At 68.5% G+C, this 21,134-nt stretch carries 18 protein-coding genes, 1 other RNA gene and 2 pseudogenes; 13 read left to right on the top strand and 8 right to left on the bottom strand.

Annotation, left to right across the window (positions count from 1 at the left end; genetic code table 11):
* Positions 1 to 136: 136 nt before the first annotated feature.
* The gene (locus tag FHR97_RS01235; protein ID WP_183381948.1) at positions 137 to 1,168 is read left to right on the top strand and encodes a sodium:calcium antiporter; all 1,032 of its coding nucleotides are present in this window, start codon (positions 137 to 139) and stop codon (positions 1,166 to 1,168) included.
* A 201-nt stretch (positions 1,169 to 1,369) separates the two neighbouring features.
* Here FHR97_RS01235 and cysK read toward each other — a convergent pair whose 3' ends face one another.
* The 4 genes from cysK to ffs form a co-directional block, all read right to left on the bottom strand.
* Complete coding sequence (gene cysK, locus FHR97_RS01230; protein WP_183381947.1) at positions 1,370 to 2,341, bottom strand: cysteine synthase A; 972 nt, start codon at positions 2,339 to 2,341, stop codon at positions 1,370 to 1,372.
* Positions 2,342 to 2,370: 29 nt separating this feature from the next.
* A complete protein-coding gene (locus tag FHR97_RS01225; RefSeq protein ID WP_183381946.1) occupies positions 2,371 to 3,414 on the bottom strand; it encodes a histone deacetylase family protein in 1,044 nt (347 codons plus the stop codon).
* Positions 3,415 to 3,558: 144 nt separating this feature from the next.
* Positions 3,559 to 4,275: a tellurite resistance TerB family protein gene (locus tag FHR97_RS01220; RefSeq protein WP_183381945.1), complete on the bottom strand. Its 717-nt coding sequence runs from the start codon at positions 4,273 to 4,275 to the stop codon at positions 3,559 to 3,561.
* Between the two features lie 249 nt (positions 4,276 to 4,524).
* An RNA gene (gene ffs, locus FHR97_RS01215) (signal recognition particle sRNA small type) lies at positions 4,525 to 4,621 on the bottom strand.
* Between the two features lie 238 nt (positions 4,622 to 4,859).
* On the opposite strand from ffs, the gene FHR97_RS01210 reads away from it, so the two are divergent.
* The 3 genes from FHR97_RS01210 (at position 4,860) to FHR97_RS01200 (ending at position 9,084) form a co-directional block, all read left to right on the top strand.
* A complete protein-coding gene (locus FHR97_RS01210; RefSeq protein WP_183381944.1) occupies positions 4,860 to 6,083 on the top strand; it encodes an ATP-grasp domain-containing protein in 1,224 nt (407 codons plus the stop codon).
* A 79-nt stretch (positions 6,084 to 6,162) separates the two neighbouring features.
* Entirely contained in the window at positions 6,163 to 8,166 is a 2,004-nt protein-coding gene (locus FHR97_RS01205; RefSeq protein WP_183382468.1) for a hypothetical protein, read from the top strand.
* A 162-nt stretch (positions 8,167 to 8,328) separates the two neighbouring features.
* Positions 8,329 to 9,084: a TlyA family RNA methyltransferase gene (locus tag FHR97_RS01200; RefSeq protein ID WP_183381943.1), complete on the top strand. Its 756-nt coding sequence runs from the start codon at positions 8,329 to 8,331 to the stop codon at positions 9,082 to 9,084.
* Positions 9,085 to 9,096: 12 nt separating this feature from the next.
* Here the strand turns inward: FHR97_RS01200 and mscK are convergent, their stop codons facing one another.
* Positions 9,097 to 12,459 (bottom strand): mechanosensitive channel MscK, encoded by a 3,363-nt coding sequence (gene mscK, locus FHR97_RS01195; protein WP_246403642.1) that lies wholly within the window; start codon positions 12,457 to 12,459, stop codon positions 9,097 to 9,099.
* Between the two features lie 210 nt (positions 12,460 to 12,669).
* Here mscK and FHR97_RS01190 point away from each other — a divergent pair, with 210 nt between their 5' ends.
* The 5 genes from FHR97_RS01190 to FHR97_RS01170 all read left to right on the top strand — a co-directional run bounded on the left by FHR97_RS01190 (position 12,670) and on the right by FHR97_RS01170 (position 15,650).
* Entirely contained in the window at positions 12,670 to 13,719 is a 1,050-nt protein-coding gene (locus FHR97_RS01190) for a phospholipase A (protein WP_183381941.1), read from the top strand.
* Positions 13,720 to 13,792: 73 nt separating this feature from the next.
* Positions 13,793 to 14,125 (top strand): ElaB/YgaM/YqjD family protein, encoded by a 333-nt coding sequence (locus tag FHR97_RS01185; RefSeq protein ID WP_183381940.1) that lies wholly within the window; start codon positions 13,793 to 13,795, stop codon positions 14,123 to 14,125.
* A complete protein-coding gene (locus FHR97_RS01180) occupies positions 14,125 to 14,523 on the top strand; it encodes a phage holin family protein (RefSeq protein WP_183381939.1) in 399 nt (132 codons plus the stop codon). Before FHR97_RS01185 ends, FHR97_RS01180 begins: the two co-directional genes overlap by 1 nt.
* Entirely contained in the window at positions 14,507 to 14,803 is a 297-nt protein-coding gene (locus FHR97_RS01175) for a YqjK-like family protein (protein ID WP_183381938.1), read from the top strand. The genes FHR97_RS01180 and FHR97_RS01175 overlap by 17 nt, the downstream gene beginning before the upstream one ends.
* Before the next feature lie 112 nt (positions 14,804 to 14,915).
* Positions 14,916 to 15,650: a ParA family protein gene (locus tag FHR97_RS01170; protein WP_183381937.1), complete on the top strand. Its 735-nt coding sequence runs from the start codon at positions 14,916 to 14,918 to the stop codon at positions 15,648 to 15,650.
* Between the two features lie 4 nt (positions 15,651 to 15,654).
* Here FHR97_RS01170 and FHR97_RS01165 read toward each other — a convergent pair whose 3' ends face one another.
* Positions 15,655 to 16,626, bottom strand: coding sequence for a CHAD domain-containing protein (locus FHR97_RS01165; protein ID WP_183381936.1), 972 nt, complete (start codon positions 16,624 to 16,626; stop codon positions 15,655 to 15,657).
* Between the two features lie 216 nt (positions 16,627 to 16,842).
* Entirely contained in the window at positions 16,843 to 18,018 is a 1,176-nt protein-coding gene (locus FHR97_RS01160) for a BaiN/RdsA family NAD(P)/FAD-dependent oxidoreductase (protein ID WP_183381935.1), read from the bottom strand.
* A gap of 472 nt (positions 18,019 to 18,490) precedes the next feature.
* Between FHR97_RS01160 and FHR97_RS20595 the strand changes: the two are divergent.
* Both FHR97_RS20595 and FHR97_RS01150 read left to right on the top strand, forming a co-directional pair.
* A pseudogene (locus FHR97_RS20595) lies at positions 18,491 to 18,937 on the top strand (efflux RND transporter periplasmic adaptor subunit); the annotation flags it as partial.
* A pseudogene (locus FHR97_RS01150) lies at positions 18,937 to 19,236 on the top strand (efflux RND transporter permease subunit); the annotation flags it as partial. The pseudogenes FHR97_RS20595 and FHR97_RS01150, both read left to right, overlap by 1 nt.
* A 131-nt stretch (positions 19,237 to 19,367) precedes the next feature.
* Here the strand turns inward: FHR97_RS01150 and FHR97_RS01145 are convergent.
* Positions 19,368 to 19,778: a VOC family protein gene (locus FHR97_RS01145; protein ID WP_183381934.1), complete on the bottom strand. Its 411-nt coding sequence runs from the start codon at positions 19,776 to 19,778 to the stop codon at positions 19,368 to 19,370.
* A gap of 158 nt (positions 19,779 to 19,936) precedes the next feature.
* Between FHR97_RS01145 and FHR97_RS01140 the strand changes: the two genes are divergently transcribed.
* The gene (locus tag FHR97_RS01140; RefSeq protein ID WP_183381933.1) at positions 19,937 to 20,335 is read left to right on the top strand and encodes a SpoIIAA family protein; all 399 of its coding nucleotides are present in this window, start codon (positions 19,937 to 19,939) and stop codon (positions 20,333 to 20,335) included.
* Positions 20,336 to 20,877: 542 nt separating this feature from the next.
* Complete coding sequence (locus tag FHR97_RS01135; protein WP_183381932.1) at positions 20,878 to 21,102, top strand: hypothetical protein; 225 nt, start codon at positions 20,878 to 20,880, stop codon at positions 21,100 to 21,102.
* The last annotated feature ends 32 nt before the right edge of the window (positions 21,103 to 21,134 follow it).

Raw genomic sequence — 21,134 nt, 5'->3', positions numbered from 1 at the left:
GCGCCATCCTGCAACGCAGCATCGGGCGGTGCAATATCAGGAAGGATCGATGCAGATCCGGCGAGGCCACGCCGGTCTGTTAGGCTGGGAACGCCCCCCAGGGGGCCACAGCAACAGCGGAAAAGGGACGGACCGCATGATCGCCATACTGACCTGGACCCTCGTCGCCGTGATCGCCACGGCCATCGTCTGGAAGGGCAGCGGACTGCTCGAGAGCAGCAGCGAGCGCCTCTCGGCCTATTACCGGCTCCCCGATATCGTGCAGGGCGCGATCGTGGTCGCGGTGGGGTCGAGCTTCCCGGAACTCTCCACCACCGTGATCTCGACCCTGCTGCACGGGGAGTTCGAGCTCGGCGTGGCGGCCATCGTCGGCTCGGCGCTGTTCAACATCCTGGTGATCCCCGCCGCCGCCGGCCTGGCCAGCCGCCAGGCGCTGACCGCCAATCGCGACCTGGTCTACAAGGAGGCTCAGTTCTACATGATCGCGGTGGCGGTGCTGACGCTGACCTTCTCCTTCGCCGCCATCTACCATCCCGTGCCCGACGACGCGGGCGCCATCCGTGGCGAGATGACCCGCTGGCTGGCCCTGATGCCGGTGGCGCTCTACGGGCTCTACCTGTTCGTGCAGTACCAGGACACCCTGGAATACGAGGCGGAAGTGGACACCCGGGACATCCGCCCCGGACGCGAATGGGCCCGGCTCGCGCTGTCGCTCGGGGTGATCGTGGTCGGCGTGGAGGGGCTGGTCCAGGCGGCCATCCACTTCGGCGAGATCTTCGACACGCCGAGCTTCCTGTGGGGCATCACGGTGGTCGCCGCCGGCACCTCGATCCCCGATGCCTTCGTCTCCATCCGTGCCGCCCGCCAGGGCCGGGGGGTGACCAGCATCGCCAACGTGCTGGGCAGCAATACCTTCGACCTGCTGGTGTGCATTCCCGCCGGGGTACTGATCGCCGGCACGGCCGTGGTCAACTTCTCCATCGCCGCGCCGATGATGGCCGCCCTCACCGGCGCCACCGTGGCACTGTTCCTGATGATGCGCACCGGCATGGTGCTGTCACGGCCGGAATGCGTGGTACTGCTGGTGCTCTATGGGGGCTTCCTGGCCTGGATCGGCGCGGAGACCTTCGGGGCCGTGGACTGGGTGCCGAGCCTGCCGCCCCGCTAGGAGCCTGTCGGACTTAACGCTGACCTACTGCGAATCCGGGCTTTCGGCCAACTTCATTCGATCTGCCTCGTTAAATAGCACGCTATTCGCCTCAACAGATCGATAAATTTGACTCGAAATCCGTGAATCTCGTGACGATCGGTCAAATCCGACAGACTCCTAGGCGACAGGCCCGGCGGCCCGAGGGGCGCCGGGAACGGCCTACTGGACGGTTTCCTGCTCGCCGAAACGGCCCGCGAAGAGCGCCGAGGTGAGGTAGCGCTCGGCGCTGTCCGGCAGCACCACGACGATGTTCTGCCCCTGGTGGTCGGGCTGGCGCGCGACCCTCAGGGCGGCGACCACGGCCGCGCCACAGGAGATGCCGCAGAGGATGCCCTCTTCCTGCATCAGCCGGTGGGCCATGGCCATGGCCTCGTCGTTGGTGACGGTCTCGATCTGGTCCACCAGCCTCATGTCCAGGTTGACGGGCACGAAGCCGGCGCCGATGCCCTGGATCTTGTGGGGCGCGGGCTTGAGTTCCTGCCCCTCGCGAGCCTGGGTGATGACCGGCGAGTCGGCCGGCTCGACGGCGACGCTGGTGATGGCCTTGCCCCGGGTCTGCTTGATGTAGCGGGACACGCCGGTCAGGGTGCCACCGGTGCCCACCCCGGCCACCAGGATATCGATCTCGCCATCGGTATCGTCCCAGATCTCGGGGCCGGTGGTGGTCTCGTGGATCCGCGGGTTGGCCGGATTCTCGAACTGCTGGGGCAGGAAGTACTTGCCGGGCTCCGTCTCGGCCAGTTCCTCGGCCTTGGCGATCGCCCCGGCCATGCCCTTGGCCGGGTCGGTGAGCACCAGCTCGGCGCCCAGCGCCTTGAGCACCTTGCGCCGCTCCAGGCTCATGGAGGACGGCATGGTCAGCGTCAGGGGATAGCCCCGGGCGGCGGCCACGAAGGCCAGGGCGATGCCGGTGTTGCCGCTGGTGGGCTCGATGATGGTCATGCCGGGCTTGAGGGCGCCGCGCTCCTCGGCGTCCCAGATCATCGCCGCACCGATGCGGCACTTCACCGAGTGGGCCGGGTTGCGCCCCTCGATCTTGGCCCAGATCGTCGCGCCCTCGTTGACCCGATTGAGCCGCACCAGCGGGGTATTGCCGATCGACTGCGAGTTGTCGTCGTAGATTCGCGCCATGAATCACTCCTTTCCTGGGATGATGGCCGTCAGGCCTCGCGGGAGGCGGCCTCGAAGCCGCTCAGCACGTTGACGGCATTGATGCCGATCTCTTCCACCGCGTAGCCACCCTCGAGCAGGAAGGTCGTGGGCAGGCCCAGGGTGGCGAGGCGTCGGCCGAGTTCGGTGAAGTCGTCGCTGCCGAGCTTGAAGGCGCTGATGGGATCGTGCTCGAAGGCATCCACCCCCAGCGAGACCACCAGCACCTCGCAGCCGGCGTCGCGGATGCGCCCCAGGGCATCGTCCAGGGCCCGGGACCAGGCATCGAAGGCGGTGCCCGGCGCCATGGGGTAGTTGACGTTGTAACCCAGCCCGCGCCCGCGCCCGGTCTCGTCGGCATGGCCGAGAAAGTAGGGGAAGCAACTGCGCGGATCGCCGTGCAGCGAGGCGAAGAGCACGTCGTCCCGGGCGTAGAAGATCTGCTGGGTGCCGTTGCCGTGGTGGAAGTCGACGTCCAGCACGGCCACTCGCCCCACGCCCTGGCCGAGGGCATGCTGGGCGGCGATGGCGGCATTGTTGAAGAAGCAGTAGCCCCCGAACTGGTCGCTGGCGGCATGGTGGCCCGGCGGCCGACACAGCCCGAAGCTCGGCTCGCCGGTGGCCAGGGTATGCGCCATGGCGGACAGGGCGATGTCCTTGCTGGCCATGGCGGCCTCGAAGGTGCCGGCGCAGATCGAGGTATCGGCGGACTGGGCATAGTGGCCCAGGCGGCCATCGATATGCTCGGGGATAACGTCGTCGCGCAGCGTCCGCGTCGGCCAGATCCAGGCGATGGCCTCGCCGGTATGCCCCGCCGCCTGCCACTCGTCCCAGCAGCCGGCGATGAAGTCCACGTAGCCGCGATCATGCACGGCCAGCACCGGCGCCAGGCCGAAGCTCTCGGGGTCGCGCACCTCGCCGAGCCCGACCTCGCGCACCCACTTGAGCACCAGCACGACCCGCTCGGGGCTCTCGTAGGGCGCCACCAGACGCCCGCCATCCAGCTCGGTGCGAGCCCGGCGCCGAAGTGTCTGGTCACTGTAGAAGGTCAACATGTCGCGCCCTGTCCCTGTCTGGAGCGAAAGCGGCAAGCCCACCCGGGTCGAACGACCGTCAGCATGAGTCTCACCGCCCCGCTGGTGTCCTGTTTCGGAGATACGGGACACTAGCATGCCACCGGCGCGCGGGGCAGCAACGGCCTAAGCCGCCGGCAGGGCCTGGCGCTCCAGTTCCTGCTTCATGGTCTCGTCCAGTTCCAGGCCCGAGGCCAGCTGGTCGAGCCAGGCGCGCTCCATGGGGTTCTGGTCATCGATCACCGCCACGCTGACCAGGTACATCTCCCGGGCCGCCTGGGGCGAGTCGGCCTGGCGCGCCAGCGCCAGGGCATCCAGCGGTGCGGTGAGCTGCCGCTCGACCCAGGCATGCAGGTCGTCATCGGCGCCGAGGGCATCGATCTGCTCGGTGATCCGGGCTCGCTCACGCTCATCGATATGGCCATCGGCCCGGGCGGCCATGATCATCGCCTGCAGCAGCGCCAGGCTGCGCTGCTCCTGTGACTCCCCCTGCAGGCGCTCCATGGGTTGCCCCTCGTGAGCCTCGTCCGTCGAGGCGCCGCCCCGGGCATTCTGCCAGGCCTTCCAGGCCAGCATGCCGGCCCCGGCGATGGCGCCGTACTTGAGCGCCTTGCCGCCGAGCTTGCGGCCGCGCTTGGAGCCGACCAGCAGGCCCATGGCCCCGCCGCCGAGCAGGCTCTTCATGTCGACACCGCCACCCTGGCCGGCGCTCCCGCCCGAACCCCCCTCGCCCTTGAGCCGGGACGACAGGCCATCCACCAGACCCTGCACGTCGACACCGCCCTGGTGGCGGGTGCCTCCGGCCTGCTGCATCAGCTGGTCGAAAATTCGCTTGGCGTTCATCAGGATCTCCTTGTCGATGAGGGCCTCCCCTTCGATATCATCCGGCGGCGTTCGTTTCATCGGCCGACGGGCCGGCATGGCGAACACGAGCGGGGGCATCGAGGGCGAGTGACCACGAGGGGGACGACCGGCCGCGGACTCGGCGAACGGGGCGGTCCGGGGAATCGGACGACGAATAGCCGTCAGGATGGCCAGATGACGGGCCGGGGCGGGAATTCGGGGGGAGGGGGGGGGCCGAAATGGAGGCGGCCCCGACAGCCACATCCCGGCACACGCGTCCACCACTACCGTTGCTCCCTTCCGGGCCTGGCGGGGTTTGCGGCTTAGCGTTGCGAGAGGACCGACGGGGCCACCACAGCGGGCGCTGGTTGCGCCGAAGTCGACGTGGGATCAAGCACTTGTCGAACGCCGAGCACTATACCAAGGGGGCGCGTCATGAGCAAGGCACGATTTCGGGGCGTGCACATCGCGTTGACCACGAGGATGTGAGGAACGCCCCTCTGATGTAAGGTGAGAGATGGTCAATGCTCCCCGTCCAGGACGGTGGCGGGAAGCTTTCCGTATTCCCGAACAGGAGGCGCACCATGAAGAAGGATCCGAACAAGGGTTACATCGCCCTGCTTGGCTGGAGCCTGAATGCCATCGAAGCCGCCGAGAACTTCGATCGACGCTATGTCGTGGTGGCGCCGGACTGGGCGGAAGACTATTGCAAACAGCACGACATCCCCTATGTGTCGTGGAACTTCGAGCGTCTCAATGACCGTTCCATGGAGATCGCCGAGACCCTCAAGGAAATGGGCGTCAACGTGTCGATTCCGCTGTTCGAGGAGACCGTGGAGTGGGCCGGTGCCATCAACTCGGTGCTGCTCGACAGTCCCCGCCTCTACGGGCAGTCGCTGCTGCTGCGCGACAAGGCCCTGATGAAGCGCCGCGCCCAGCTGGGCGGGATTCGCGTGGGGATCTTCGAGGAAGCCCACGACAAGGAAGACATCATTCGTTTCCTCAAGCGGGTCAACCAGACACTGCTCAAGCTGGATGGCGACCCCAATGACCCCATCCACCTCAAGGCCTTCGACAAGGCCGGCTGTCTCGGCCACCGAGTGATCCGCACCCCCGACGAGGTCGATACCATCCCCGAGGAGGAGTTCCCGGTGCTGATGGAGTCGCACCTGGACGGCTGGGAGTTCGCCGTGGAGGCCTGGATCCACAACGGCAAGATCGCCTTCCTCAACATCTCCGAGTACGTGACCCTGGGCTATTCGGTGTTCGTGCCCGCCTCGCCGGAGCTGGAGAGGTACCGTTCCCAGATCACGGCCCAGATCGAGAAGCTGATCAAGGCCTTCGACATCGAGTTCGGCCTGATTCATCCCGAGTACTTCGTCACCAACGATGGCGAGATGTACTTCGGCGAGGTCGCCTATCGGCCGCCGGGATTCAAGGTCTTCGAGCTCCTGGAGCGGGTCTACGGCTTCAACGCCTACCAGGCCAGCATGCTGGTCTTCGACCCCAAGACCACCGCGGACGAGGTCAAGGCCTTCTTCCCGAAGGAAGTGGTCGATGCCGACGGCTATGCCGGCTGCTTCGGCGTCTATCCGCGCCGGCGGGTGGTCAGCCGCCTAGAGATTCCCGAGGAGGTCGAGGAGGACCCCTACTTCGAGTCCCACGAGTTGACCACGCCCATGGAGGAGACCGTCACCAAGCGCACCGCCTTCGGCACCCACTGGGGCCTGGTGTACTTCAAGGGCGACGAGGCGGCACGCATGAAGGAACTACTCAAGCATATGGAAGAGCTTGATTTCTATGTCTGAAGGGGGCGTCATGAGATGCATGACAGCCTGACGACGAGGAGTCGGCGTGACGACGCAACCTGACGATCAACGTAGAAACATGGCTTCCGCCGCCGCGGACAAGCTCAGCGGCCTGCTGGTGAAACTCGACGAGGCCATCGAGCTGCTGGACGCGGCACGCGACTTCGCCAAGCCGGGCAAGCTGCCCCGGGTGCTGGACACGGCACGCCGGGTGATGCTGATCGACGGTGGCTGTGCCGCGATGGAAGCCCGTGCCGAGAGGCTCGAGGCGGCTGGCGTCTTCCAGGGCTCCGACTGGGCCACGCCCCAATTCCTGGTGCCCTCGCTGACCACCCAGGCGCTCAAGAGCCCCGACGCCAACACCGTGGTGGTGGAGGCGCTGAGCGAACTGCGCCTACTGGCCGTGGCCAAGGGGGATGTGCTGCATCCCCTGATCTCGTCGGAACATGCTCACCACTACCTTACCCAGGTGATGGCGCTGAATCTGTGGCTGCTGTTCGGCGCCCCGACCGAGGCCGAGCGCGAGACCCAGGGCCGCCTGGCCCAGTTGCCCCGGCAGCTGTTCCAGCACCTGGCGAGACGCATCGGCTATGAACACATCATCGACAAGCTGATCGAGGAGATCTGGCGGATCCTGCAGCAGCGCCCGATCCAGGTGGAGCCGGTCAAGCAGATGATCACCCAGATCGCCATCTGCCAGGCCAACCCGGAGATCGACCTGGGCGCCAGCGGCCAGGGCGCCGACCGTTTGGTCAGCTCGCTGTTCGGCCCGACCCAGGCCTGCCGGGAGGATCCCGGCCTCGAGGTGTATCGCGAGCGCCTGTCGAGCATGGACAACACCGCCCTTCAGGCGGAGGCCACCGGCTTCGCCCGAGCCATGCACGATACCGGCCTGGTCTCGCCCTACCATCCGGTGCTGCTGCGCCACCTCACCGAGCACAGCGACCACCTGATCGCCGAGGCCTTGGGCCTCTCCTCCACCGGGCGCGACTGCCTGCTGTGCTACCGCGACCTGGTGCATGCCCTGATCCGCGGCGGGGTCCACCCCGCCACGCCCCAGGCCGCCTACGGCCTGTCCCTGATGCTCGAACGCGGCATTCTCTACCAACCGCCGGTGGCACCGGCCATGTGGCGCCAGTTGGGGCTGCCGCTCTCCGAGTGGTCGCAGCTGCGCCTCAACCTGGCCTTCGGCGAGACGATCTCGCCCCGTGCCCGACTGCTCGAGGGGGTGCTGTGCATGCTGGGCCTGCCCCTGGGGGTCGGCCAGGGCAACAACCCCACCTGTCAGTCGGCTCGGGCCCTGTCGATGTGGGCCTACAACGACCCGGACTATCTCCTGCAGATGGTCGCCTGGGCGGCCCGCGACGACGAGATCATCATGCACTTCGAGGGCATGCCGCTGTCCTCCATGGCCAGCCTCTCCGGCGTATCCGGCGAGCTGCCCATGGACCTGGACCCGGTCTCGCTGATCGTGGTCCCGCACCTGGACCGGATCTATGCCGAGATGGGCCGGCGCTGCATCGGCCGCGAGGGCGACCCGCACCGTTGGGTGAACCCCGAGTTCCACGGCTGGTGGTCGGGCCGCGGCTTTCGCATCAACGTGGACGTGGGCAGCGGCCAGCTGCATGACCTGGATGCCTTCCTGCGCCACTTCTATGCCAGCTACCACCCCTACTACAACGGCAACCAGCCGCTGATCCACCCGCAGCCCGCGGGCATCGCCGTCACCGACAGCGCCGCCCGCTTCATCGGTTGGCATGCCATCACCCTGCTACGGGTCAACCTGGATCCGTCGGACGTGATGCGGGTCTACTTCTACAACCCCAACAACGACAGCGGCCAGGATTGGGGCGATGGCGTCCGCGTCAGCACCGCCGGCAACGGCGAGCGCTTCGGCGAGGCCTCGTTGCCCTTCGAGCAGTTCGCCTCGCGGCTCTACATCTTCCACTATGATCCGCTGGAGCGCGGCGAGCTGGCCCAGGTCAGCCAGGAGGAGCTCGACAAGGTGGTCGGCTATCTCCAGCGCAGCTGGGGCGCCGATCGCCTGCCGCCCACCGGGCTGCAGGCCAACGAGGGCCCCTGACCCCACCCCCGGCGTCCCGACGCCGGGGGCTGGCCTGCGGGAGCCGACGCGTTTCGCCCCGGGCCGCCCTCGTCACCGTTCCGGATCGGTACTGCCCCTCGTATCCCGTCGCGGCCGGGCGATATGGCATAATGCCGTCTTCGCTGCCGCCGGATGGCCCCTATGCCACGTCTCGACCAACTGCTGCTCCGCCAGGGACTGGCCCGTTCCCGTACCCGCGCCCAGCGCCTGATCCGCCATGGCCGGGTGCGCCGCCTCGACGACGGTCGGGTGCTGACCCGGCCCGGGGAGAAGCTCCCCGAGGCAGTGGCCCTGGCGGTCGAGGAGGACCCGGAGGAGCGCTACGTTTCCCGGGCCGGTCTCAAGCTGGAGGCCCTGCTCGAGGCGCTGGCGCTGACCCTGACGGGCCGGACGGTGCTGGACGTGGGCCAGTCCACCGGCGGCTTCACCGACTGTGCCCTGCGCCATGGCGCGGCCCACGTGATCGGTGTGGAAGTGGGCCACGGCCAGCTCGATGCCGGCCTGCGGGAGGAGGCCCGGGTCACCTGCCTGGAGGGGCTCAATGCCCGTGCCATGCGCCACGATGCCCGGCTCGCCGTGGTGCTCTCCCGCCACTCGGCGGATATCGCGGTGATGGACGTTTCCTTCATCTCCCAGACCCTGATCCTGCCCGAGCTGAGCGCCCTGCTGCCCGCCGGGGGCGAGCTGCTGTCGCTGGTCAAGCCGCAGTTCGAGGTCGGACCCGACGGGGTCAACCCACGGGGCCTGGTCACCGACGCCCGCCGCTACGACGAGGTGGAGGCGCGCCTTCGCGAGGCCTGCGAGGCCTGCGGCTTCTCGGTCCGCCACTGGCGGGAGAGCCCCATCCTCGGCGGCGACGGCAACCGCGAGTTCCTGCTCCACGCCCGGCGCCGCTGAGGCCGGCCGGGCTCAGCGCCCGCCGTCGCCTCCACCGCCGCCAAAGTCGCCCGGATCCCCCGGGGCGCCGGGCGGCGGATGCGGCGGGTCCTCGAGCACCTCTCCACGGGGCCGACGCGGCGGTGACTGTCGCAGCCGCTCGACGCGCACGTCGAGGCGGTCGTGGGCAACCACCACGCCGTATTCGGCAAACAACTCGCCAAGCCGCGCGTTGAGTTCATCGGTGGCCAGCAGTCGATCGCCCAGGCTATTGACGTAGATGCGCAGCTCGAACGCCAGGGCGCTACTGTCGTAGGCCATGAAATAGACCTCGGGAGGCGGGTCGTCCATCACCCGCTCGTTCTCCTTGGCGGCCTGATAGAGCAGCTGATGCATTAGCCGCTGATCAGTGCCGTGCGCCACGCCGTAGGAGAGGATCACCCGGGTGATGCTGTCCGACAGCGACCAGTTGATCAGTTGATCGGTGACGAAGGTCTTGTTGGGAATGATGATCTCCTTGCGGTCGAAGTCGGTGACCGTGGTGGCGCGGATACGGATGCGGTTGACCGTGCCGGTCAGGTTGCCCAGCGTGATGGTGTCACCGATGCGCACCGGCCGCTCGAAGAGGATGATCAGCCCCGAGATGAAGTTGGCGAAGATCTCCTGCAGCCCGAAGCCCAGACCCACGCCCAACGCGGCCACCAGCCACTGCAGCTTGCTCCAGGACACCCCGAGGGTGCCGAGTGCCATGATCACCCCGGTACCGACGATGGTGTAGGAGAGCAGCGAGCTGATGGCGTAGGCGCTGCCCTGCTTGAGGTCCAGGCGCGAGAGCACCATCACCTCAAGCAGGCCCGGCAAGTTGCGCGCCATGATCAGCGTCAGGGCCACCACCAGCAGGGCCACGAAGACGTCGGCGACCGACACCGCGCTCCCCACCAGGTCGGCACCCTCCTGGCCATCGCCGCCAATCACCATGACCCGATCGAGGTAGCTGAACACGGTCAGCAGGTCGGACCAGACGAGATAGATCACCAGCAGGAAGCCGATCATCAGGATCAGCTTGGAAAGACGCAGCGACTGCTGGTTGACCTGCTGCATGTCGAGCGGGGGCTCCTCCACGACGTCTGCCCCATTGTCCCCGCTCTCCTGGGCCAGGGCCCGACGCCGGGCCACGGCGCGACGATAGGCCAGCCGTCGCGCCGCCACGGCCAGGCCGCGTACCACCGCGGCCTCCAGCAGGATCCACACCCCCAGCAGGTAGAGGGTGATCACGAAGCGCCCCACCAGGCTCAGTGCCGTATAGGCATAGCCATAGACGACCAGCCCCCCCAGTATCAGCGGTACCAGGGCCATGAGCAGCCCCAGCACCAGGCGGAACAGCTTGACGCCGAAGAACGGCGTATGGGCCAGGATCAGCTTGGCCAGGGACACGCTCATGCCGATCAGCCCCGCCAGCAGCAGCGTCATCGCCAGCGGCCGCTGGGTAAGGTCGATCTCGGTATCTCGGGCCAGGGTGCCGATCATCAGCACCGGTACCAGGGCCACGGCCAGCCACAGCAACCACCAGCGCAGCCGGGCGGCATAGCCGGCGGGCCAGTAGAAATGACGGGTGGCGACCCCCTCGGGCACCAGCAGGCGGCGCGCCCAGGCGATCACCGCCCAGGTCAGCGACAGCTGGAGCAATGCCCAGCCGACCCCCACGGCGATGGCCTGGCCACCGAGGGTCAGCACCAGGCCGAAGGCGATCAGACACAACGGCCCCGGCAGGGCCAGCAGCAGGTTCAGCGCCAGGGCCAGGGGGGTATGCCCCTGGCTGTCCGCCCGGAGGTGGCCGACCTCGTCGTAGAGGCGCTTGACCCGCCGCCGGATCGGCCGACGCAGCGCCAGCAGCACGCCCGCCAGCAGCAACACCGGTGAGGCCAGCAAGGCCCCGGCGTCGGGCATGGCCCAGTGCCTGGGCAGGGCCTGGCGCCACTCGCCGTCTTGCCACTCGGCCACCAGGTGGCTCGGCAGGCGCATGAGCCAGGTGAGGTCGAGGGGCTGGGCATTGGCCACCCAGAACAGCTGCTCGTTGATGGCGGAGCGCAGCGAGCGACTCGTATCCAGCAGCTGTTGCTGGTTGAGCTGCAGTTCGATGGCGGCGCTGAGCATCTCGCCATAGGTCGGCTCGAGCTGGTCGAGCAGCTCGCGACGGGCACGCAGCAGCTGCTCCAGGGGCTCGATCAGGGCCGGTGTCGCCTCCGCCTCGGCATCGGCCAGGCGCTGGCGGGCCTGCTCCTCGGCATCCTTCAATCGCTCGCGCTGGCGCTCCAGGTCGAATTGCTGGAGACGCAGGTCGGCGATCTCGTCCTTGAGCCCGCTACGCACCTCGACCTGGGGCAAGGCCCGGCGCTGCTCGCTGAGGATCCGCGACAGCAGGGTGCTGCCGCGGATGGCCTCGACATGCTCGCTCAACCCCCGCTGGAGCTGGCGTACCCGATCGAGCTGGCGGCGCACTTCCTGGTTCTGCCGGACCAGGTCGTTGGCCCGACTGGTGATCCGCAACAGTTCGAGGCTCAGCTCGCGGTTGGCCTGCTGGGCCTCGACGATGACCGGATGACGCGCCACGCCCTCCGGCTCGTCGCGCACGGCCTGGGCGATCGCCTGTTCCGACTTCTCGCGCCGCTTGCTGTCGAGCTGCCGCTGCAGGGTCAGGACATGGGCCTCCTGGCTGGCCACCCGGCGCTGCAGCAGCTCGCGACGCTGCTGGGCCAGCTCCCGCAGGCGGGAGTTGGTGGCCAGTTCGCGCTGGTGGAGCTTCAGGCGCTGCTCGGCCAGCGCCTGTTCGATCCGCACCAGAACCCGTCGCGGGTCCTCCTCGGCGACGCCACGCGCGACCAGCTGCTCGCGCTCGGCACGGTGTTCCTCGATGCTGCGGGTGGCCTCGGTGATGGCCTGCTGGGCCCGCTCGGGAAGGGTCTGGGTGCCGAGCAGGCGAGTCTCTACCTCGGCCAGCCGATCCTGGGCATCCTGCAGGGTCTCGGAGGCCTCGGCGAGTCGGGTCTCCAGCTCGCTCAGCTCGAGGGACTCGAGTTCCTCCAGTGACGCCGAGGTGGCCTCCTCCGGCGCCGAGGCCAGGGCCCGCCGCAGCTCACGCAGCTCCACCGGCGCCTGATCGACGCGAGTCTCCAGCTCGGCGAGCTGTGCCTTGACCGCCTCGAGCGCCTCCAACCCCTCGATGGCCGCCCTCAGGGCATCGATGTCACGGGCCGTGGCTTCATCGACGGTCTGGCCTTCCTCGGGGGTGAGCGCAGACAGGCGTTTCTGCAGGGTCTGCGGGTCGGGAAGCGTCGGGACCTCGCTCTGCCCCTGCGCCGGGTTCGCAGCGAGCGCCGCGAGGCCCCCGACCAGCAAGAGGCAAACAATGTGAAAGACGAATGGACGGAGAGCGCGCAGCAATGCGTTCAAGGGAACCTCGGCGAGGGCGGAACCATGGGCGATGCCTGGGCATTCTCGACATCCGAGACCGGCCAGGCAATGCCTAGAGTCGCCGGATGGGCACAGTTGACTTGCCTCACCGGCGTGGTAGAACGGCATTCTCACTTCCGCCAGGATAGTCTGTCCATGACGCCGTCACGTTACCGCTCCGGACTCGCTGTCGCCTTGCTGGCCGCCGGCCTGGCCCATCAGGCGCTGGCCCAGGAGGGCGAGGCGCCGAGTGCCGCCGAACGGGAGGCGATCCGGGAACGCATCCAATCCCTGGAAGCCGAACTCGAGGGCCTGCGTGATCAGCTGGAGGTAGCCGCTCCCGATCCCGCTCCCTATCCCCTGCCCGCCGCGGCACTCGAGGAGGAGGAACTGGAGGAGTCGGTGGCCAAGCGACGACTCCTCGAGGCGGAGTCCGACCGCAATCCCTTCGCCATCACCACCCATCGCCGCAACTACCTGTTGCCGCTCACCTATACCACCTCGCCCAATCATGATGCCTTCCGGGCGATCAACGGCGAGGTGGACCCCGACCGGCTGGAGATGAAGTTCCAGTTCAGCGCCAAGTTCAACCTGATGGACGACCTGATCCTCGGCAACGGCGACCTGTTCTTCGGCTATACCCAGCGCAGCTGGTGGCAGGCCTACAACGCGGATGCCTCCTCGCCATTCCGGGAAACCAACTTCGAGCCCGAAGTCTTCCTGGATTTCGAGAATGACTGGTCGCTGGCGGGCTGGACCAACATCCACAACCGGATCAGCTTCAACCACCAGTCCAACGGGCGATCCGACCCCCTGTCGCGGAGCTGGAACCGTGTCATCGGGACCAGCACCTTCATCAACGACGACTGGGCCGTGTCGCTGTCGCCGCACTGGCGGATCCCCGAGGACGAGAGCCAGGACGACAACCCCGACATCCACAAGTACATGGGCTACGGGGATGTCACCGTGGCGCGACGCCTGTTCGGTGATCAGGAGGCCAGCCTGCTGTGGCGGGGCAATCCCGGCAGCGGCCACATGGGCGCCCAGCTGGATTACTCCTGGCCGCTGTTCGGCAAGATCCGCGGCCACGTCCAGTACTACCACGGCTATGGCGACAGCCTGATCGACTACGACAACAGCGTGCAGCGACTCGGCGTGGGCTTCAGCCTCAACCCGCTGTTTTCCACCGGGACCTTCGCCCCCTGAGCGGCCGGGGATATTACGGCAGGCAGGACGACTGCTATGCTGGAGCTGTCATTCACCGTCAGAGGAAGACCCGATGGCCAACCGCACCCCGCACACCCACGAGACCACGCAACAGTTGAAGGAAGACCTGCACCACCTGTCCCAGACCATCGAGGAGCTGGTGAACGCCACCGCCGACGACTCACGCAACAACATCAAGGAACTCCGCGCACGCGCCGAGCAGCGCCTGCAGGACACCCGGGCCCGACTCGAGGCCCGCGGTGAACGCGCCTATCACGATGCGCGGGACTCCGTGACCCAGCAGGCCGACGCCTGTGACCGCTACGTGCACGACAACCCCTGGACCAGCATCGGCATCGGCGCCGCCGTCGGCGTGGTGGTCGGCATGCTGATCGGACGGCGCTGATGACGGGGAGCCAGGGACCGGCTCAGCGACTGCTCGGGGCCGGCAAGCGGCTGCTGTCCAGCCTGCTGGCGACCGGCGAGACGCGCCTGCGTCTCGCCGTGCTGGAACTGGAGGAAGAGCGCGCCCGGCTGGTGACGATCGCCCTGCTGGCCGGCCTCAGCCTGATCCTGCTGCTACTCGGGCTCGGCACACTCACCACCCTGATCATCGTCGTCTTCTGGGACAGCCATCGTCTCACCGCGATCGGCGCGAGTGCCGCCGTGCTGTTGCTGGGCGGCCTGCTGCTGGCGGCCTGGGTGATGCGCATGGCCCGGCAGCGTACCCTGCTGGCGAGCACCCTCAAGCACCTGGCCCTGGACCGCGAACTGGTGGAGAAGCACCGTGACCCGGACCGCTGAGCCCAGTCGACGCGAACGCCGGGCGGCCCTCGAGGCCACCATCGAGCAGCAGCGGGTGGACCTGCTGGTCGCCGCCGATCGCTGGCAGGCGGCGGCACGTCCGCTGGATGCCGGCTGGCAGGCCGTACGGCGCTACCGGGTGCCGATCCTGGTGGCGGGCGGCCTGCTCCTGCTGCCGGTGGCGCGGCGCCCGGGAAGCGTGACCCGGCTGGGGAGAAAGGCGATCGTCGGCGCCCTGGCCGTGGATCGGTTGCGTCGCCTGTTCAACCGATTTCGCTGAGCCCACCGCTGCCTGCCCCTATCACGACTCTGTAACCTGCTGATGTTTCAGTCCTGTTATGATGGCGTGACAGCATTGTCATCATCGCGGTCATCACAGGGGAACCGATTTCATGCGCATGCTGGCCCTCTACAGCATCAAGGGCGGCGTCGGCAAGACGGCCTCGGCCGTCAACCTGGCGGCCGAGGCCGCACGGGCCGGGCATCGCGTGCTGCTCTGGGACCTGGACCCCCAGGCGGCCACCAGCTACTACCTGCGCATCAAGCCGCGCATCCGTGGCGGGGTGGACAAGCTGGTCAAGGGCAAGGCCTCCTTCGCCAAGGTGATTCGCCACACCGAGGTGGACAACCTGGACCTGCTGCCGGCCGCCCTGGCCTCGCGGGAGATGGATGAACGCCTGGCCAAGCGCGGCAACAGCCACCTGCGCCAGATCCTCAAACCCGTTCGTCACGACTACGACCTGGTCATCCTCGATTGCCCGCCCAGCCTGTCGCACCTGTCGGAGAACATCTTCTCCAGCGTCGATGCCTTACTGGTACCGGCGGTGCCCACGGTCCTGTCGCTGAGAACCCTGGAACAGCTGCAGGGCTTCCTCGATGACCATGACATCGCCTGCACCCTGTGGCCCTTCATGACCCTGGCCGATCGTCGCCGGGCCCTGCACCGCGAGATCATGGCGACCCTGCACGAGCGCTGGCCGCTGATGCTGTCCCAAGTGGTCCCTTCCGCCAGCATGGTCGAGCGCATGGGCCTGGAGCGCCGGCCGGTGCGCGACTTCGCCCCCCGCAGCCCCGCTGCCCGAGCCTACACCGCGCTGTGGCTCGAACTCGCCCAGCGACTGCGCTGACGGCTCAGCTCGCCTCGCCGCGCATCGCCGCCCCGGCCGCAGCCAGCCGGGCCGACAGCGCGGTCATGTCCGAGGTCCCGGCACGATCGACGGCAGTCGCGTAGTGGGCGAGCCGCCGCTGTCGATTGCCATGGGCCAGTCCCAGGAAGCCCCGCAGGTGACGCGGCGCCGTGGCCCAGGCCGGCTCCCCACGGGCGGCTCGCCACAGCCGGTCGACACTCTCCTCCCCGGCATGGGCGGCGACGACCTCACACAGGGCCGACTCGCGGACCAGGTCGTCATGGAGCACGCCGTAGGCATCCTGGAAGGCCTTCATGGCCTTCTCGGCGTCCTTGCAGGCCGGCGAGGCCGCCTTCCATGGCCGCAGCAGGTAGCGGATGCGCTTGCCGGTGATCCGCGGTCGATGCAACGCCTCGCGATCCTCCGCCGAGCCGATCGCCGACACTTCGCGGACCAGTCGCTCCTGCAGGGCCGCCAGTTCCCGGGCACTGGCCTCCCCGAAAGCGTGCCCCCTGGCCTTGCCGCCGGGAAGCGACGAGAAGGCGCGACGCAGGCCGGCCTCGAGGGCCGGGAAGTCGGCCGCCAGCGTGCTGCTCGCCGAGGCATAGGCGGCCTCGACCTCCGCCTCGAGGCGGACCTGCCACCAGCCGACGGCGCCACGCTGGTCGGCCGGCAGCGCGTCCCGCTCACTGTCGAGCCAGGCCAGCATCACCTCACCATCCCGGGCGGCATTGGTCGCCTTCGCCAGCTCATGCAGTTGCCGACGCAACGGCTTGGGGATCTTGATCCCCGGATACCCCCGGTAGGCCTTGAGCCAGGAACGCAGACGCCTCACGGCCACGCGAAAATCGTGGAGCCCCTCGGGGTCCGTCGGGTCGGTGATACGGGGCAGCGCCGCCCGCGCCTCGTCGAGCAGTTCCTCGGCGACCCTCGCCACGATCGACCCCAGCGCCTGACGGTGAAGTGCCTTGGCCATCTCGCATCCTCCTTCGCTGGTCCGATCCGCCGATCATGACGGCCCCCGGACCAAGGCATCGGCCCCTGTCGGCCACGGGCATGTCCGACAGCATGGCTCCCAGACGGCCTTGCCGACCGCCTCGCCGCCCTGGAGCAGGGGGGCCGACGGGCCCGGACAGCTGTCATACGGCATGGCTCCTGGCCGCATAGCGGCCCGGCTCTTGCCGGGATAACGCTACAGCGCCAGGCCGCAGGCCACGCCGGAGGCCCAGGCCCACTGAAAATTGTAGCCCCCCAGTTCGCCGGTGACGTCCAGCACCTCGCCGATGAAGCGCAGCTGGGGCAGGCCCTTGACCTCGAAGGTCTTCGACGACAGCGCGCGGGTATCGACCCCGCCCAGGGTCACCTCGGCGGTGCGCCAGCCCTCGGTGCCGGCGGGCTTGAGGCGCCAGGCATTGAGCCGGCCGGCCCAGGCCTCGAGTTCGGCGTTGGAGCGCTCGGCCAGGGGGCCATCGCCGCCGTGCCACTCGACGAGGGCCTGGGCCAGGCGCCGCGGCAGGCGCTCGCCGAGCCAGGTGGAGACGCGCCGCCTGGGGGCTTCCCGCCGCGCCGCCACCAGGGCGTCGAAGGCCTCCACCCCCGGCAGCAGGTCGATGGCCAGGCTGTCACCGGGCCGCCAATGGCTGGAGATCTGCAGCATGGCCGGTCCCGACAGGCCCCGGTGGGTGAACAGCAGCGGCTCGCGATAGGCGCCGTCCCGGCAGCGCACCACCACCTCATGACCGAGACCCGCGAGCGCCTCGGCTCGAGCCTTCCATCGGGAGGTCAGCGTGAAGGGCACCAGGGCGGCCCGGGTCTCGGTGACCGAGAGCCCGAACTGCCGGGCGATGTCATAGCCGAAGCCGGTGGCTCCCATGGTGGGGATCGACAGGCCGCCGGTGGCCACCACCACCGCCCCGGCGTCGATGCGCCCGCGCGAGGTCGCCAGGCGCAGGCCCTCTCCGCAGGCCTCCAGCGACGAGACCGACGTCTTGAGACTGATCTCGACACCGGCCCAGTCGCACTCGGTCAGCAGGATGGCCAGCAGGTCCTTCGCCGACCCGGCACAGAACAGCTGCCCGGGCGCCTTCTCCACGTGCTCGAGGCCATGACGCTCGACCAGTTCGACGAAGTGCTCGGGGCGGTAGCGCTTGAGCGCGGAGATGCAGAAGTGCGGGTTGTCGGAGAAGAAGTTGGCCGGGGTGGTGGCCAGGTTGGTGAAGTTGCAGCGCCCGCCACCGGACATCAGGATCTTCTTGCCGGCCTTGTTGGCATGATCGATCACCAGCACCCGCCGCCCGGCATAGCCGGCGGTCAGGGCGCACATCAGTCCCGCCGCGCCCGCGCCGATGACGACCACATCGTATGTCATGCTCTCTCCTGCCGGGTTTGCCTCGAGGCGCGCATTCTAGCAGAGCCCACCGGTACGGGTGGGAGCCTTCGCCGCCTGCCAAGTGCTGATCCACCTAGCCGACGCCGAGCAGCGCGCCGAGCTGCGCGCCGCCCAGGCCCTGCGCGATGAGCGCCTGGCCGCGGTGAACCGCCTGGCCCAGCTCGAGCAGCGCAACCTCGCCCCCGTGCCGAGGTGGAGAACAGACGCGCCCGGCTGCGCCAGGTGGAGGCCGAGATCCAGGCCCTGGAGGCACGGCTTGCCAACTACCGCATCCGCGCCCCCTTCGATGGCGTGATGGGCTTTCGCCGCGTCAGCGTCGGCACCCTGGTCACGCCGGGCATGGAACTCGCCACCCTGGACAAGCTCGATCGCATGAAGCTCGACTTTCGCGTCCCCGAGGTCGAACTCGGCTCGCTGGCCCCGGGGATGATCCTCACCGCGCAGCGCCGCCTTCCCGGCGGCACGCTTCGAGGGCGAGATCGCCACCATCGGGTCGCGGGTCGATCCGGTCAGCCGCAGCGTGCCGGTGCGCGCCCTGCTGGCCAACCCGGGAGAGCGGCTGCGGCCCGGCATGCTGATGGAGATGACCCTGGCCCGCCGCCCGCGGGATACCCTGGTGGTGCCGGAGTCGGCGCTGATCCCGGAGGGGGAGCGCCACTATGTGTTGCTGATCCACGAGGACAACGACGAGCGCATCGAGCGGCGCCGGGTTCGAGTAAGCGAACGACGCCCCGGGGAGGCAGAGATCCTCGCCGGCCTCTCGCCGGGGGACCTGGTGGTCAGCCACGGCGCCGAGCGGACCCGCGACGGGGCCCGGGTGCGCCTGCTCGGCATCGTCGATGACATCACCTCGGTGCGCGAGCTGATCGAGGCCGATCGTGACGCGGGGGGCGCCTGATGCGCCTGTCAGACATCTCCGTCCAGCGGCCGGTGCTGGCCGCGCTGATCGTGGCCTTCGGGCTGCTGGCCCTGACCCGCCTGCCCCTGCAGGAATATCCCACCATCGATCCGCCGGTGGTCGGCATCGATACCCGCTACCCCGGCGCCTCGGCCAGCGTGGTGGAGACCCGCATCACCCAGGTGCTGGAGGACCGCATCGCCGGCGCCCGCGGCAACCTGCCGGACGAGGCCGAGCCCCCCGAGGTGCAGAAGGCCGATGCCGGCGCCGACGTGGTGCTGTGGCTGGCCCTGTCCGGCACGGGTTCGTGGTACCGGTGGCCTACGACCTGCTGGCCCGTCGCACCGGCTCGCCCGGCGAGGTGGCTCGCCGCCTGGACCGCGAGATGGGGGATCACCCGGCGCCACACTGATAGCGGCCGGGTTCCCGCTCACTCGACGCCTGGCCCGATCCACAGGAAGGGATTGTGGGCGACCTCCCAGAGGTGGCCATCGGGGTCGGCAAAATAACCGGAATACCCGCCCCAGAACACCTTCTGCCCGGGCTTGACCACCTCCGCGCCGGCCTGCACGGCCAGCGCCAGCACCTCTTCCACCTCGGCCTCGCTGGCGACATTGTGCGCCAGGGCGACACCGCTGAAGCCGCTGCCCTCGGCGGGCACGCCGGCATCCTCGGCCAGCGCCTCACGGCCATAGAGGCCCAGCCAGGTCCCGTTCAGGGGAAAGAACGCCACCTCGGGAGGCGACTCGAGACGCGGCCAGCCGAGCCCCTGCTCATAGAAGCGCACGGCCCGCGCCAGATCGGTGACGCCCAGGGTAATCATGCTGATGCGTGGTTGCATGGCACTGTCTCCGGTCGTTTCTCCCAGTGTAGTGCCGCTCGCCGTCTCCGGACGGTGACCGACTGTCGGACGGGAACCGGCTCCTCGGCGGCCGGTCCATTGGCGAGAAACTATGCTGCAAAGACACCCTTCCACCCCCGATCGAGGAGGTAACCGCGATGCTCGAACTGCTACCCCCGGGGGCCGACCATGTGGTGGCGATGCGGGTCAGCGGTCGCGTCACCGCCGCCGACCTGCAGCCGGCCATCGAGGCCATCGAGGCCGTCAAGAAGAGCCACCCCCGCGTCAGCCTCTACACCGAGCTCGACGAGATGCGCTGGATGACGTTCACCGCCTTCCTCCGCGACCTGGGCTATGCCCTCACCCAGGTCGGCGATCTGGACCGCTACTATCGAGCCGCGGTGCTCAGCGACAAGCATTGGGTGCGTCACCTGACGCGACTCGAGAACCGCCTGTTCAAGGCCATGGAGATCCGGACCTTCCCGACCCGCGAGAAGTCGACTGCCCTGGAGTGGGTCCGGCAACTGCCCGAGGCGCCGACGACCGCCATGGCCTGAGCCTGCCAACGCCATGGCCAGCGATCCAGCGGGGCACCCGAGGCCAGGCCCCGGCGAGGAGCGCAAGACCGTTGGACACGACAAGGCTTCCGGCAACCGGATCGAAGGCGAAGCCGGCAATCGGCATCGCGGTGAATGGCGTCACGACGACACCGAGCCCCCGGCCGGATCCCTGGCCGGGGGCTCGGTGAATGATGCCCTATGCAGATCGAACCCGGATCCATCGGCACACGAGGGGACTGGCATCACCCCTGTAGCCTGGTACCCGATGCACCACCCCGCTGCACGCCATCGCCGCGCCCTCGCGTAGGCGATCGACGATGGCTCGTGTCGGCGATCACCGCCACGACCCGGGTGCACCTTTCTCGCCTGGCAGCCTTGCCCCGCTTCCCTGCACTGCAGCGATCACGCCAGTCATCAACCCGACGGCCGTGGCCCCGCGAGAAGAATATGCCCAGGCGTACAGCCGGAATACGCGATCTCCTACATCGGCCATTGGCCCCTTCCGGCATGCTGAAGGACGAGAAAAGGAGAATTCGAGCATGCAAGAGATCGATCTGATGCCGGACCCCGCGGGCCGCTGGATGGTGATGTGCCCCTGCGGTGCCACGGAGATCAGGGCCCAGGAAGGCCCCATCTGGGCGGCCTTCGACCTGCGCCCCCTGGAAGGCAACCGCTACTGCATCACCTGCCGGGACTGCGGTCGCGCCACCGAGCACGTCTCCCACCAAAGCGCGATGGGAGAAGCTCGCCCGGCATCGACCTGAGGAGGTCGATTACCGCGCGCCGACGGGCCGGA

This window comes from Halomonas stenophila, from assembly GCF_014192275.1.
In the GTDB taxonomy this organism is placed as follows: Bacteria; Pseudomonadota; Gammaproteobacteria; order Pseudomonadales; family Halomonadaceae; genus Halomonas; species Halomonas stenophila.
The sequence above is the reverse complement of the archived record's forward strand: the minus strand, read 5'-3'. Positions and strand labels throughout refer to the sequence as shown.